This window comes from Bdellovibrio sp. MYbb2, assembly GCF_056175685.1.
The window spans coordinates 1,146,388-1,158,853 of the sequence record NZ_JBJKJI010000001.1; the positions used below are offsets into that span (position 1 = coordinate 1,146,388).

13 protein-coding genes are annotated in these 12,466 nt (G+C 50.0%); 4 read left to right on the top strand and 9 right to left on the bottom strand.

Translation table 11 applies throughout. The features are described 5' to 3' along the window. Positions 1-9: 9 nt before the first annotated feature. Genes AC04MQ_RS05675 through AC04MQ_RS05685 form a run of 3 tightly spaced genes read right to left on the bottom strand, consistent with a single transcriptional unit; the run spans position 10 to position 2,270 of the window. Entirely contained in the window at positions 10-1,068 is a 1,059-nt protein-coding gene (locus AC04MQ_RS05675) for an outer membrane beta-barrel protein (protein ID WP_015092376.1), read from the bottom strand. Further along, positions 1,068-1,673: a hypothetical protein gene (locus tag AC04MQ_RS05680; RefSeq protein ID WP_475391455.1), complete on the bottom strand. Its 606-nt coding sequence runs from the start codon at positions 1,671-1,673 to the stop codon at positions 1,068-1,070. The genes AC04MQ_RS05675 and AC04MQ_RS05680 overlap by 1 nt, the downstream gene beginning before the upstream one ends. Before the next feature lie 3 nt (positions 1,674-1,676). Then, on the bottom strand, positions 1,677-2,270 hold the full coding sequence (locus AC04MQ_RS05685) for a hypothetical protein (protein ID WP_475391456.1): 594 nt from the start codon (positions 2,268-2,270) through the stop codon (positions 1,677-1,679). Positions 2,271-2,466: 196 nt separating this feature from the next. Here AC04MQ_RS05685 and AC04MQ_RS05690 point away from each other — a divergent pair, with 196 nt between their 5' ends. The 4 genes from AC04MQ_RS05690 to AC04MQ_RS05705 all read left to right on the top strand — a co-directional run bounded on the left by AC04MQ_RS05690 (position 2,467) and on the right by AC04MQ_RS05705 (position 4,880). Beyond that, entirely contained in the window at positions 2,467-3,687 is a 1,221-nt protein-coding gene (locus tag AC04MQ_RS05690) for a sensor histidine kinase (protein ID WP_475391458.1), read from the top strand. Then, complete coding sequence (locus AC04MQ_RS05695; RefSeq protein ID WP_015092372.1) at positions 3,687-4,211, top strand: response regulator transcription factor; 525 nt, start codon at positions 3,687-3,689, stop codon at positions 4,209-4,211. The genes AC04MQ_RS05690 and AC04MQ_RS05695 overlap by 1 nt, the downstream gene beginning before the upstream one ends. A gap of 146 nt (positions 4,212-4,357) precedes the next feature. Further along, positions 4,358-4,648 carry a BrnT family toxin gene (locus AC04MQ_RS05700; RefSeq protein ID WP_475391460.1) on the top strand — a complete coding sequence of 97 codons (291 nt, stop codon included), beginning with the start codon at positions 4,358-4,360 and terminating at the stop codon, positions 4,646-4,648. Continuing rightward, entirely contained in the window at positions 4,638-4,880 is a 243-nt protein-coding gene (locus AC04MQ_RS05705; RefSeq protein ID WP_015092371.1) for a BrnA antitoxin family protein, read from the top strand. The genes AC04MQ_RS05700 and AC04MQ_RS05705 overlap by 11 nt, the downstream gene beginning before the upstream one ends. A gap of 16 nt (positions 4,881-4,896) precedes the next feature. On the opposite strand, the gene lspA is transcribed toward AC04MQ_RS05705, so the two are convergent. The 6 genes from lspA to AC04MQ_RS05735 all read right to left on the bottom strand — a co-directional run bounded on the left by lspA (position 4,897) and on the right by AC04MQ_RS05735 (position 12,126). Continuing rightward, positions 4,897-5,406: a signal peptidase II gene (lspA, locus tag AC04MQ_RS05710; RefSeq protein ID WP_015092370.1), complete on the bottom strand. Its 510-nt coding sequence runs from the start codon at positions 5,404-5,406 to the stop codon at positions 4,897-4,899. A 57-nt stretch (positions 5,407-5,463) separates the two neighbouring features. Continuing rightward, complete coding sequence (locus tag AC04MQ_RS05715) at positions 5,464-6,078, bottom strand: hypothetical protein (RefSeq protein ID WP_475391463.1); 615 nt, start codon at positions 6,076-6,078, stop codon at positions 5,464-5,466. Between the two features lie 261 nt (positions 6,079-6,339). Continuing rightward, positions 6,340-7,131 carry a siderophore-interacting protein gene (locus AC04MQ_RS05720; RefSeq protein WP_475391465.1) on the bottom strand — a complete coding sequence of 264 codons (792 nt, stop codon included), beginning with the start codon at positions 7,129-7,131 and terminating at the stop codon, positions 6,340-6,342. 156 nt (positions 7,132-7,287) lie between these two features. Beyond that, positions 7,288-8,811, bottom strand: a complete 1,524-nt coding sequence (locus AC04MQ_RS05725; protein ID WP_475391467.1) for a sigma-54-dependent transcriptional regulator — start codon at positions 8,809-8,811, stop codon at positions 7,288-7,290. Continuing rightward, complete coding sequence (locus AC04MQ_RS05730; RefSeq protein ID WP_475391469.1) at positions 8,804-10,684, bottom strand: ATP-binding protein; 1,881 nt, start codon at positions 10,682-10,684, stop codon at positions 8,804-8,806. The genes AC04MQ_RS05725 and AC04MQ_RS05730 overlap by 8 nt, the downstream gene beginning before the upstream one ends. Positions 10,685-10,842: 158 nt before the next feature. Further along, positions 10,843-12,126 carry a radical SAM protein gene (locus AC04MQ_RS05735; RefSeq protein ID WP_475391471.1) on the bottom strand — a complete coding sequence of 428 codons (1,284 nt, stop codon included), beginning with the start codon at positions 12,124-12,126 and terminating at the stop codon, positions 10,843-10,845. Positions 12,127-12,466: the final 340 nt, after the last annotated feature.

Sequence of the window (12,466 nt, forward strand, 5' to 3'; positions counted from 1 at the left end):
GACAGGCTCCTAGAATGAATGGGCCGGGTGGGCACCAAGAATCGCCACCCACTGCAGTTCGATTTTCTGGCTGATGGTGTCGGATTCGCCCTGATAAGTCTGATTATCATAGGTGTAAGCCACACGCAGCAAAGAGAACTCGCTGTTTTTAAAAGTCAAAGTCGGGACAAATCCATAATCCAGATTCTTTTGTCGGGAGCCATCACTGATAAAGCTGCGTGACAGATCCGAGAACAAATCCACACGAAGCCCCAGGAACAATCTTTCTGACAAGGACATCTGCGGATAGAAGTAAGCCCCGATGTCTTCCTGAGTGTCCGCTCCGGGGGCGCTTAAGTTGCGGTACCAGATTTCAGACTGGAGCAGGAAAGTGAGGGTTTTGCCTTCCATTTTTTTAAACACAAAGTCCAAACCGTACAGCTGGGTTTTGGTTTCTGCAGCGTCCGTGCGACCCAGGTAGTTCATGCCCCATTGAAGCGCACCGGCCTCGCCAAAATCAACAAAGTTCACCGGGTGAATATAGTGAGTCGGCACCTGCGGTTTTTCGCCTGCATCGTGACTGTGGCCATAAGTGTAACCATTGGTCACACCCATGGTGATATCCCAATAGCTGTCCGTCGGAAGCAGAGTCGAAAACTCAGCCCCGGTGTCAGCAACGCCTTCTTCATCAAAGAATTCAGCCTGCACACGGGGAGCCGAAACAAACGCCCAGTCGTGCTGGTGAAATTGATTCAGGCGGCCCACGCCCAGAAAGAATTTTCCGACGCGAAAGCGGGAATTGGGAATCACTTTGCTGGATCCCACATAGGCTTCGTGAACTTCGGCCACGAATTCGCCTTCTTCATTGTGGGCCGCAAAATTCAAGTAGGCATCAAAAGTCGGATCCAGCGGGCCAAAGAACATCAGTTCGGCAGCGCGAATATCGAGTTTGTTTTCAGCCGAGTCCTCGAAATTTAGCGGTGCCACCAGATCCAAAGCTGCCGCGGATTGCATGTTTTGCAGAACCTGGGCTGAAGCGGACGATACGGTGGCGGTAATCAAAGCGGCAGTTAGAATCAGTTTTTTCATCAGTGTCCATCCTGTGGGGAAGAAAGGCGCGCATTCAAAAGTTGAGCATTCGTGGCCGTGAAGCCCCAGGCCCGCCCAGAACCATTACCGGGAGCTGCATCATAGTTCAGATCCAGGCTGTCTTCAGCACTGTTGTAAACTGTGTTGGTGTGATCCATGCCCGAGGACTTGGCACCACTCCAGATCAGCACGTGTGCGGGACGTTCATTGTTGTGAATGTCCAGGGTGAAAGTCAAAGTTCCCGAAGCATCAACAAATGTAAACAAAGAACTCCAGTCCTGCACTTCGCCTTGAGCGTCGGCATGCGCCTGCAGGGTGGTTCCGGTGCGCGTGAACGTCACCGTGAAACCGCTTAACAGGTTGGAATTGGCAAACGTATGCAGGCTTAAAGATCCACCCTCATTCAGAGTGAAGGTGATTTCAAAATTAGCTCCGGATGAAACAGCCGAAAGACCTTCGGTCATCAAGCCTTTGCCCGCGCCCAGATCATAGTAAGAGGAATCACCGACCTGCAGGGCCTTGCTCAGGTTGTCTTTGTCGGGATTGTGGCCACCTCCACAGGCGGCCAGGGTCAGGCAGAATAAAACAGCAAAAAGAATCTTCATGGATTACTCCTGATAGCGGGGTTCGTTCGGGCCTGGGTCTCTGCTGCGGTGGCAGTCAAAGTGATCGCCGTGCATGTGACACATAAAGTGAGACTTCACTTCACCAGCACCGGTATCGTGAGCCAGTGTTGCCCAGATGTTGCCACCGGTCTGCCACATTTTCACATTCGTGATCTGGGACAAAGGCGCAATTTTTCTGGCGAAGATGTCGGCGGAATAAGCCAAGGAATCTGCGAATTCATCAACACCGAAGCTGACATCATTAGCTGGGGTGTCGATCACTCCCAAATCAGCAGAATCATGGCAGTGGGCTTCCTGTGCATCACCGTGAGCGTGGAAGTGGCAATCATAACCCACTGCGCGGGCCGTGCCGGAGTTATCCATATAGGTCAGCTTCACTGCAGCTTCATCATCGGCTTTGAAAGTTTGAAAGCCGACAAGGTTGCCAATGTTCCCGGATTCAAAAAGCTCCAATGCTGCCACCGATGCCAAGGTCACCGGGGATTGGTTCAAGATGTTGTTACCATGATCGTGATCGTGTTCATGGGCAAAAGCAGATACTGGCAGGGCCAACAAAACAGAGAAGATGAATTTCATAGGTACTCCTTGGATTCTTTTGCTTCTAGCAAGGCCACTTTCTAATTGCAAGATATTTGCATTTAAACTGCAGAGCTGAAATCAATTTGGGTTTGAAAATGCGTAAGTACTTGAAATCACGATATAAGGGGCAGCGAATCGTTGCATCTTCAAGTCTGCGGTTGCGCCACCGGGGGGCTGGGGTTACAAGGGGCGCATGCCAGGACTGATTCGTTTTCGTTGGATCGCTATTGTTTCTTTGTTGCTTGGAACCATTCCGCTTTTGAAGTGGGGATATTTGGACAAGCGCCATTTTCCATACATCATTGCCGTGCTGACCTTGCTGGGTATCTTGAATGTTCTGGCTCACAGTATCTGGCCGAAGCAGGAAGACTACGGACAAAAACAAGTGCTGGTTCATCTGTGGGTGGATTTACTGGCGGCTTCAGGTTTGTTGTTCGTAAGTGGTTCGGCGGATAATCCGTTCGTTAGTATCTTATGTATTCACTCGTTCCTGGGCGGGATGCTTTTGCGCAAGAAAGCGTCTTACGTTTTCGGAGCCTCCGTTTTGGTGCTGCTGTCGTTGTTGCAGTATGAAACCTGGATGGATTCGCAAAAAACCGTGGGCATTGATTTTTCAGAACTGTCTTTGCGTTTTCTTTCCCAGTGGGTGCTGATCACGGCCAGCTGGTTTGTCAGTCATTATTTTTCAGGTCTGTTGGCGCGTAAAGAAAAGCGCATTCGTCTTTTGCAGGATCGGCAGCATCAGGCCGACCGTCTGAAAGCTTTGGGTGCCTTGACTGCAGGATTTTCCCATCAGCTGGCAACGCCGATGAATTCCCTGAAGCTGCGTATGGAGCGCGGCTTGCGCAAATTGCCGGAAGAAAGCTCCGGCGCGCGCGAGGAATTTGAAAAAGCCCAAAGTTCTCTGGATGAATGCGTGCGTGTTTTCCAACACATGGCTTCGGTCTTTTCGCGGTCGTCCCAAAGTGAACTGCAGCGTGTGGAACTTCCTTTGCGGGTGAAGGATCTGATTGGCGTGTGGGAAAAGGAAAATTCCGGCATTGTGGTGGAATCCCATCTGACCACTGATTCTTTGTGGTGCCGTCTGCAAACGCTGGCTTTTTCCCAGACATTCTTTGATCTTTTGGACAATGCTTTGGAAGCTTCGCCTGCGCAAAGTCCGCTTTACGTGCGCCTGTTCCAGGAAGACACCTGGGCCGTGCTGGAAGTGGTCGACAAGGGTTCAGGCATTTCGGCAGAGATCCTGTCCCGCTTGGGCGAACCTTTTGTGACCGGCAAAGAAGCTGGCAATGGACTGGGAATTTATTCTGCGCAGATGATGGCTCAGGCCAGTGGCGGAGATTTTGTGATCACCAATAACGTCAGTGGCAAGGGCGTCACCGCCCGCATCCGTCTGCCTTTGGAGGAAAAATAATGGAACAACACGGGAAACGACTTTTGCTGGTTGAAGATGACCAAGGTTTGCGTGAAGTGTTGACCGAAGAACTGCAAGAGCGCGGCTTTCAGGTGAAAGCCTATGCCGACATGCCAGCCGTGGCCGAGCTTGCAGAAATCGACTGGGCGCTTTTGGATCTGCGGGTGGGCAGTGAAAACGGACTGGAACTTTTAAAGGATCTTAAAACCCGTCATCCGCAGGTCAAAGTCGTGATGATGAGTGGCTTTGGCAGTGTGGCTTCCGCAGTGAAGGCCATGCAGTTGGGTGCTCACAATTTTATCGCCAAGCCAGTGACCGTAGAAATGATTTTGAGAGCCTTCAGCGATCAGGCTGAAAGCATGGAGCTGCCGGAAGAAGAAATCTCTCTGGCGCGCATGGAGCGTGAATACATCGACTACGTCCTGCAAAGTTCTGAGGGCAATATCACCCAAGCCGCCAAAAAACTGGGTCTGCACCGCCAGAGCCTGCAGCGCAAACTGCGCAAAAACATCCCCCGCAAATAAGCCAGTTCCCGGATCCATACTTACTTAGAAACCCACTTCTTCAGTTTTAAAGACGGAGTGGGTTTTGCTTTTTAAAATCTCCAATAAAATCAGCATATTGATAATGTAATTACGATGTATTTACATTTTTGGGGAAGCACGGTAATATGGAATTCGAATGGGATGATGAGAAAGCCCAGGGTAACTACAAAAAGCACGGAATTAGATTTTCTGAAGCCGTGACGACATTTCGGGATTCTTATGCTTTGGGGATGTTGGATCAGGAAAGCTCTGCCAGTGAAGACCGTTGGTTAAGGTTGGGCCGGTCCTCTCATTTAAAAGTTCTGGTGGTTGTCTATTGCGAGAGGCTGAGTCCTGAGCGAGTTCGGATAATCTCAGCAAGAAGAGCGACATCCCGGGAAATAGAATATTATCTGCGAGGTTTGCATGAAGAGTGAGTACGATTTTTCCAAAGCGAAGAAAAAAAAGCCTGTGAAAGAAATCAAGATTCTTAAGACTATTCGTTTGGATCCTGAAGTGCTGGAGTGGCTTGAGGCAGAAGCGGAAAAGCAGGGTATGGGCTATCAGACATATTTGAACTGGCATCTGCGGAAAACCATGTCCAAAGGAAGCTCGATTGAAGAGAGGATTGCGAAATTGGAAAAGGCCGTCTTTCCCAAGAAGGCTTAACTCACAAAAAAGGCGCCTATGTGGCGCCTTCTTCTTTTTCTTTATTCTTTTTATTTTCCAGGAACATCAGCAGCAGCAGCAGGGCTACGCCGCCCACGATCGCCATGTCGGCGATGTTGAAGGCTGGCCAGCTCCAGCGGTTGTATAAATGGAAATCCAGGAAGTCGATCACGTAACGGAAGCGCACGCGGTCGATGTAGTTCCCGATAGCACCACCAAAGATGCTGGATAGGGCGATGATCTGTTTGGTGTCGTCGTCCTTCACTCCACGCAAGATGCCCAGGATGATCAGCAAAGCGATCGGTGGCATGGACAGGAAGAAGATTTCACGGAAAGAGGGATGGCTTTCTGCCAGGAATCCGAACGCCGCGCCGAAGTTTCTTACATATGTAAGATTGAAGAAGTTCGGAATCACGATAACGGATTCACCCAGGTGGAAGTGCGTGTGAACGTACACTTTTACCAATTGGTCCATGGCCACCAGAAGGCCGGAAATAAGCAATAGCCAGATATATTTTTTCTTCATGCGGGGGAGTATAGCCTAGTTTAATTGAGATATTAAATGATTTCGTAGGGATATGGTTTACTTCAGAAGACCTTTGGAGCGGCTGTAGCCGATCTTGATCAGCATTCTGAGGGCTTCCAGATCCGAACTCAGGTTGAACTCGTCTTTGACTTCCTGAATCATAGCTTTGGAGCCACAATCAAGCATATCAAGGGTTTCCGGAGTGCGGGACGTCGTCGTCAAAGTCTTTTCCGTGTAGGAAACTTGAGTCTGCGTGGGCGGCGCCGGCGGCATCGTTATCACCGGCTGAGCCGGTGGCAGCACCTGCTGTTGCATCGGTGGGATGTGCTGAACGTGTTGAACCTGATGAACCGGCTGTTGAGGAACCATCATCGGTTGTGCCTGCACAGCGGCTGCCGCAGCTGCTTGTACGACAACAGAGCTAGCCTGAGGAGCGCGATCCAATTCGCCCATCATGCCGGCCAGACTTTTCAGCTCATTTTTGAAGTTCTGGATGCTGGGTCTTTCAAGAGAGTGTTCGCCATCACGGGTGGCCTTCAGATACAGGCTGACCAGGATGTCCGGAGTCGTTGCCATTTCCTTGATAGAGCTGTTCTGCACCATAAGCCATTGATAGGCTTTGAGCATCGTCTCTTTCGTGTAAGCCTGTGGCGGCAACGGATTCATGGTCATTAACTAAAAATCTCCGGGAGTGAGGGACTGAAACTACAGAGTTCGTAAGATTGAGTCAATGCAGAGACCTCACTATTTCCAAACAATTCAATGCTTAAAAAATACGCATCTCTAGATAGGGGGGATTTAAGGTGATTACAAAACTAGAGGCGACGCAGAAAGGGCTCTTTTATGAAAAACTTTTTCTTGATTTGGCGGAAGAGATTTTATTGGTGACTCCCGAAACCCTTGTTGTTCCGGGAGTTCCAGCCCCTAAGGGCATTAAGTATTTTCGTTTTTCTTCCAGTATCCGGTGGCTTTAACCCACTCTGGATTTGCACCGCGAACGGTTTCCACAAGCTCTTTAAGCTCTTTGGATGTTTGCAGCTCAGTGGCGATCCAGCAGAAATATTCACCATGTGGAAGGTTTGCTTTCAGCACAGTTTCTTTCAGTTTTGTGGCAGTGCCAGGTGGGTTGTTTTCGCGCAAAACCCAGTGAGTTGTCACCTGAGCTGTTGAATCAAACTCGCGTTTTTCAGATTCATTTCCGATCTCAATCACGACCACAGCTTCGGCATTTGCAGGCAGTTCGCTTAAACGGCGGGCAAAGGACGGAATGGCGCATTCATCGCCGATCATCAGGTACCAGTCAAAGTCATAAGGCACCACCGTCGAACCACGGGGCCCGCCAACACCAAGATAGCTTCCGACTTGGGCTGTGCGCGCCCAGTTGGCCGCGGGACCTTCTTCGTGCAGGAAGAATTCCAGATCCAGTTCTTTGGCGGCATTGTCAAAGCGGCGTGGGGTGTAATCACGCATGATCGGTTTTTCACCTTCCGGGAAGACCGGTCCTTGCGGCCCGGCCTCAGGAACCACCGGCATTTTTTCCCCGGGCTTGGGGAAGAAGACTTTGACGTGATCATCTGGGGACGCGCTGTAAAAATCCGCCAGATCTTCACCAGTCAGGGTGATGCGTTTCATACGCGGGGAAATATCAGTGATGTATTTAACCTGCAGCAGTCGGAACTTAAGATTGTGACGAACTGACTGAGGTTGTCTGTATGTGTTTTCCATTCGAGGAACCTCCAATATCTTTAGATCTAGGAGGCGGGTTGATTTGGCGCAACCGCTTTTCGTTCATCTCGAATATATGAATTCACATTATCATCGCGTTTGCGATTTGAAAGTTCGGTGTACTAACGAAGAAGGCCGGGATGTCCCGGCCTTTTTTTAGTTTGAATAGTCTTTGGCGATGATGCCGTACTTTTCGATTTTTCTTAGAAGAGTCTTCTTGGGAATATTCGCATGCAATGCTGTCTGATTGATGCGTCCGCGGAAAGTCTTCAGAGCTTTGATGATAAATTCTTTCTCAAAAGCTTCTTTCTGGGCGTTGAAATCCAGATTTTCACCAGAGTAAGCGATCAGCTCACCATCTTCTTCGTCCAGATCCATGCCGCCGACATCGCTGTCTTCGTCATCACCCAAAGAAGCGTGAGCCTGAACTGCAGAGCTGATCCCCGCAGAAGCCACGTTCTGAGCGGTTTCCTGAACCGGTGGAACGTCGATCAGGTTTGTGCCCGTCGCGATCAGCAAAGCTTCCGGCAAAGAGGCGATCGTGATCACATTGGACATTTCCAGAACGAAAGCGTGTTCGATCACGTTTTCAAGTTCACGGATATTTCCCGGCCAGCTGTGTTTTTTCAAAACAGCCATGGCATCCGGCGCGATGCCAGTGATGCGCTTGCCATGGGCCTGGTTGAACTTGCGGATAAAGATGTTCACCATGTGTTCCATGTCGTCTTTGCGTTCAGCCAAAGCCGGCAGGAATATAGGTACCACGTTCAGACGATAGAACAGATCTTCACGGAAGGTGCCGGCTTTGATCATGTCTTCCAAAGGACGGTTGGTCGCAGCGATGATACGCACGTTCGTCGGGAATTCGCGGTTGGAACCCACTGGAGTGAACAGTTTTTCCTGAAGCACGCGCAGGATTTTCACCTGCATCAACTGAGGCATGTCGCCCACTTCATCCAGGAACAGAGTGCCGCCTTCAGCAAACTGGAATTTACCAATCTTGCGCTGATCAGCTCCGGTGAAAGATCCTTTTTCGTGACCGAACAGTTCGGACTCAAACAAATTCTCTGGGATGGCAGAGCAGTTGATAGCCACGAATTTTTCGTCTTTGCGGGCCGAATTGAAGTGGATGGCTTTCGCGACAAGTTCTTTACCCGTACCGGAAGCACCACGGATCAGAACCGGTGTTTCAACTTTAGCCAGACGATGGATGATATTGAAGACTTTCTGCATCTGGGAAGTGTGACCGATGATTTTGCGGCCTTCTTCCACCATCACCGGAGCGGACGCTGCGATATTGGAAATCAGATTGTGGGCATTCACGGCTTTGTCGATCAAAGCCAGCAGGTCATCACCGGCAACTGGTTTTTGCAGATAGTTGTAAGCGCCGTCTTTGACTGCCTGAATGGCAGATTCAAAGGTCGCGTGAGCTGTCATGATGATTACGATGATGCCCGGATCGAATTCTTTGATCTGACGAAGGGCTTCAAGGCCGTTCATGCGAGGCATATCGACATCCAGCAGAACAAGGTCGTATTTCTTGTCACCGTTCTTCACTTTTTCCATGGCATTGACGCCATCGAATGCTTCATCAACTTCGAAGCGCTGAGTGACAGAAAGTGCGGACTTTACCGAAAGTCTTAAGCCCTGATCATCGTCTACAACCAAAACCTTAAGCATGAGTGCCCCCTTGTTTGATGGGTAGTTCTACCGTAAATGTGGAACCATTACCATGGGAAGATTCTACAAAAATGTTTCCCTGATGTAATTCCGTGAAGTATTTCGCCAGATACAGGCCCAATCCAGATCCCTTGATAGGGGAGGATTTGACGTTTTTCGATCTGAAGAACTTCATGAAGATATTTTGCAATTCATCCTGCGGGATGCCCGGCCCCTGATCGGCCACTTGGACGATCACTTTGGACGGGGTTTCTTCGCTGCTGACCATGATTTTCGTGTCTTCCGGGCTGTACTTGATGGCGTTTTCCACCAGGTTAGAAAACACCTGTTTCATCAGCTCAGGGTCGACCTGAACGGGGAACATAGGCTCCAGCTCCGACACGATCTGAATGCGTTTCACCTTGGCCAGGAATTCATGCTTGCGGATAACCTCTTGTAAAAGGTTATTGATGTCCTTGCTTTGCATGTTCAGCTGCACGCCCTGGCTTTCGATTTTACCGTAGCTTAAGATGGCGTTGATAAACTTCAGCAAATCATCTGAGGAATGCTTGATGGTGTCCACAGCTTCACGCTGCTGGTTGCTTAGGGCTACCGAGTCCGTCAAAATCATATCCGTCATCCCCTGAATGCGCGCAATCGGTGTTTTCAGGTCATGGGACATCATCGAAATAAAGTTCGTTTTAAGTTCTTCCACCTGACTGAGCAGTTTATTTTTCTGATAGTATTCCCAGCTGCGGCGGTTTTCCACGATCAGACGGTACGGAATGAAGAAGTAGTAACACAGGAAGATCGTCAGCAAAGGTGCCGCCATCGGCAGCCACAGCCCGAACGCCCAGTAAGCCCCCGCACACAGAACAACAAACCCCAGCAGGGTCGCGCCCAGAACGATCAGACCGCGTGTGGGCTTCATTGTCAGCACCACTTGAGTGGTCAGAATGGACGCCGCCAAAATGAACAACCAGCTTAAATAGCCGGAGACTTTCACTGGACCGGAGTTTTTGATCAATGTGTCGATGACGTTGGCCTGCATTTCGATGCGGGTCATGGCCGTCACTTCGCGGCTGAACGGAGTCATGATGTATTCAGCTTCGTTCAAGCCCAGATCCGTCCCGATCAGAACGATCTTGTCTTTGAAGCGGGACAAGTCCGCTTCGCCCTTTAGAATGGATTCAAACGAAGTCGCCGGATAAGAGCGCGCCGGGTGGAAATCAATGTACGCCTGATCGGTTCCATAGAAATCAAACTGACCGCGGATGCTTTCAATCTGCATGGTCTGGGGATTCACCAGGCTTGCCAGACGCACGGGCAGCATCGGACGGTCCTGATAAGTCAGAATCATACGACGGGTGACGCCGTCTTTGGCAAAGTTCACAAGGTCCGTGGTTTTTGGGGCCGGAGAAATAGAGACTTGTTCCAGAGGCTCTTGCAGGAACATCTGATTTTCTTCGCCCTTCATTGGCGTCGTGCGACCGGCAACAAAGACATGCGGAGAAGAAACAATCGCGGATTCCCACGCGTTCTTTTCGTCCGTGGTACCCGGAACTTCATCAAAGGCAAAATCATAGGCAATGGCTTTGGCACCACTGTCATTCAGGGCCTTTAAAAGGGCGATTTGTTCCGGGGCAGAGGGATAGCCCTTATAGAACTGTACCGTCTGGGGAGTGATATAGATCAGCTCGACATTGCCGGAAGTGGAATTGATGATTTTGGTGCGAACGCGCAGATCGTAAAGGTAGGACTCAAGATAATCCAGGTTGGTCTGGCCGATGAAAAAAGAAATCCCCACTGCGAACAACATTCGCAGCGCAAGCGCCTGATAGGAGCGTCTTTTGGAGGCTCCGGATTTCTCTTCAAGGGAGGGAGGAAGAGTCATACAACCTGTCTTTAAAGTTTAATCAATTTCTGATTAGCGAACCGGGATGCAGCCTTCGCCATTACCGCCGCCAGGACCGGCCAGCTTGGTAGTGGATGAAGGTTTGGGCTTCAGAGGTTTGATTTTTTTGATATGTGTTTGCTGTGTCATGGTTTCCTCTAGCAGGTTGCCCTGCTTAATTTATAGTACATAAAAGTGGTTCCAAGCAAGCTGCGCGTGCGGAAGCAGAACTGACCGTCCTTTTGGTGCTTGCTGCCCGTGCCTTTCTTGTGGATGAACATGCAGCCGCCACCGCACAGGAATCGAGCCCAGCAGCTTTGGCAGTTGTTTTTTTCAATCAATGGCGCCTGTTCGGCCTCCATGCGGGCAAAGTCAACGTCAGTGCCTTGTCCGACTTGTTCTTCCTTGTTCCCCACTTCCCATGGGCAGGTGAACAGGTTGTTTTTGGCATCCATCATCAGGAAGGATTTGCCAGAGCCGCAGAAGTTTTCCGTCTGCTGCTGATTGTCCAGAGCATTGAAGTACTGGTCGAAGATGCCCACTTTGCGAAGCTCTTCTTCGCCGCCGGCTTTGAAGGCCATTTCAGCGATTTGATTCATCTGATCGACGAACAGCTTGTTGCTGGCGTCGTCATTTTCCTCCACTGAATAAGTGAACTCGTAGCGGTCCGCATTCAGGGTTTTATAGAACTCATAGGCTTTCACCAGCTCCAGGTTTTCGCGGTTGAAAACACCGTGCAAAGTCAAACGACCCAGGGATTCGCGAACGGCAGAAAGCTGCTTTAGACCTTCAACCACCAACGAAGTGCTGCCGCGGCCGTCTTTGGAGGGGCGGGCCTTGTCGTTGGTTTCAGCCGGGCCGTCCAAGCTGACGGTGACATTGGTTTTCAAGGAAGTCAGAACTTTCAAAGTTCTTTCATTGATCAAAGTGCCGTTGGTCACAATCGAAAAAGAAGCGTGAATGTTTTGACCTGCGGTCATCAGGCGAACATAGTTGCCGATTTCCTGAATGCCATCCGGGTAAAGCAAAGGTTCGCCGCCCAGGAAGGTGATGTTGAATCGGCCACCAGCAGGAACACGCTCCAGGAAGAACTTCAATTGCGGCAATGTTTTTTCAACGTTGATTTTGGTTTGTGCGGAACCATAGGTTCCGTCACCACCGGCTGCACAATAAGTGCATTTCAAGTTGCAGATCTGGGTCACGTTGATGGTCAGGCTGCGAATGCCCACTGAAAGGCGGCCGGATTTAACGTCAGGGCTGTTTTCCAGCTCCCAGTTTTTCAGCGCCATGGCGGCGTCGTCAGCACCCAGGGATTCCTGGTTCATCTGGTTCCAGGTGTCCTCAGAAATTTCGGCGATTTCAAGATTGCGGGCGTGGAAAGCCAAGGGAGCTCCTTGGTTCCATTTGAATGCCACAATGTCTTTAAATCGTCTTTGTTCCATAGTCAGTCCAAGGTATTGCAATAAGCGTTCCATAATGAGACACGGCAAGGCCTTAACTTAATTAAGTAATTTCATATAGTTAGGAATGCGTAAGGTGGTGTATTTTTGGCCTCTTTTCGAGGGGCTGGGAGCAAAAGGAAACTATTTCAGGGGGTGTCTAAAAGGTCCCTACGTCCGAGGGCTCGCGGGAAAGGCGAGGAAACTCTTAAACAACCTCCATTTTTCAAAGAAAAGTTCGCACTTTTACGAGAGGAAGATTCCATATTCTCAAATCAACCCGAAGAACCAACTTAATACGGAAATCGGGTGATTTTCAGAGGGGAAAAGTCTTCAGCGGGAG

What these genes read in the sequence shown, in the direction of transcription:
- AC04MQ_RS05675 (WP_015092376.1), bottom strand. Translation starts at nt 1,068, where the DNA reads ATGAAAAAACTGATTCTAACTGCCGCTTTGATTACCGCCACCGTATCG.
- AC04MQ_RS05680 (WP_475391455.1), bottom strand. Translation starts at nt 1,673, where the DNA reads ATGAAGATTCTTTTTGCTGTTTTATTCTGCCTGACCCTGGCCGCCTGT.
- AC04MQ_RS05685 (WP_475391456.1), bottom strand. Translation starts at nt 2,270, where the DNA reads ATGAAATTCATCTTCTCTGTTTTGTTGGCCCTGCCAGTATCTGCTTTT.
- AC04MQ_RS05690 (WP_475391458.1), top strand. Translation starts at nt 2,467, where the DNA reads ATGCCAGGACTGATTCGTTTTCGTTGGATCGCTATTGTTTCTTTGTTG.
- AC04MQ_RS05695 (WP_015092372.1), top strand. Translation starts at nt 3,687, where the DNA reads ATGGAACAACACGGGAAACGACTTTTGCTGGTTGAAGATGACCAAGGT.
- AC04MQ_RS05700 (WP_475391460.1), top strand. Translation starts at nt 4,358, where the DNA reads ATGGAATTCGAATGGGATGATGAGAAAGCCCAGGGTAACTACAAAAAG.
- AC04MQ_RS05705 (WP_015092371.1), top strand. Translation starts at nt 4,638, where the DNA reads ATGAAGAGTGAGTACGATTTTTCCAAAGCGAAGAAAAAAAAGCCTGTG.
- lspA (WP_015092370.1), bottom strand. Translation starts at nt 5,406, where the DNA reads ATGAAGAAAAAATATATCTGGCTATTGCTTATTTCCGGCCTTCTGGTG.
- AC04MQ_RS05715 (WP_475391463.1), bottom strand. Translation starts at nt 6,078, where the DNA reads ATGACCATGAATCCGTTGCCGCCACAGGCTTACACGAAAGAGACGATG.
- AC04MQ_RS05720 (WP_475391465.1), bottom strand. Translation starts at nt 7,131, where the DNA reads ATGGAAAACACATACAGACAACCTCAGTCAGTTCGTCACAATCTTAAG.
- AC04MQ_RS05725 (WP_475391467.1), bottom strand. Translation starts at nt 8,811, where the DNA reads ATGCTTAAGGTTTTGGTTGTAGACGATGATCAGGGCTTAAGACTTTCG.
- AC04MQ_RS05730 (WP_475391469.1), bottom strand. Translation starts at nt 10,684, where the DNA reads ATGACTCTTCCTCCCTCCCTTGAAGAGAAATCCGGAGCCTCCAAAAGA.
- AC04MQ_RS05735 (WP_475391471.1), bottom strand. Translation starts at nt 12,126, where the DNA reads ATGGAACAAAGACGATTTAAAGACATTGTGGCATTCAAATGGAACCAA.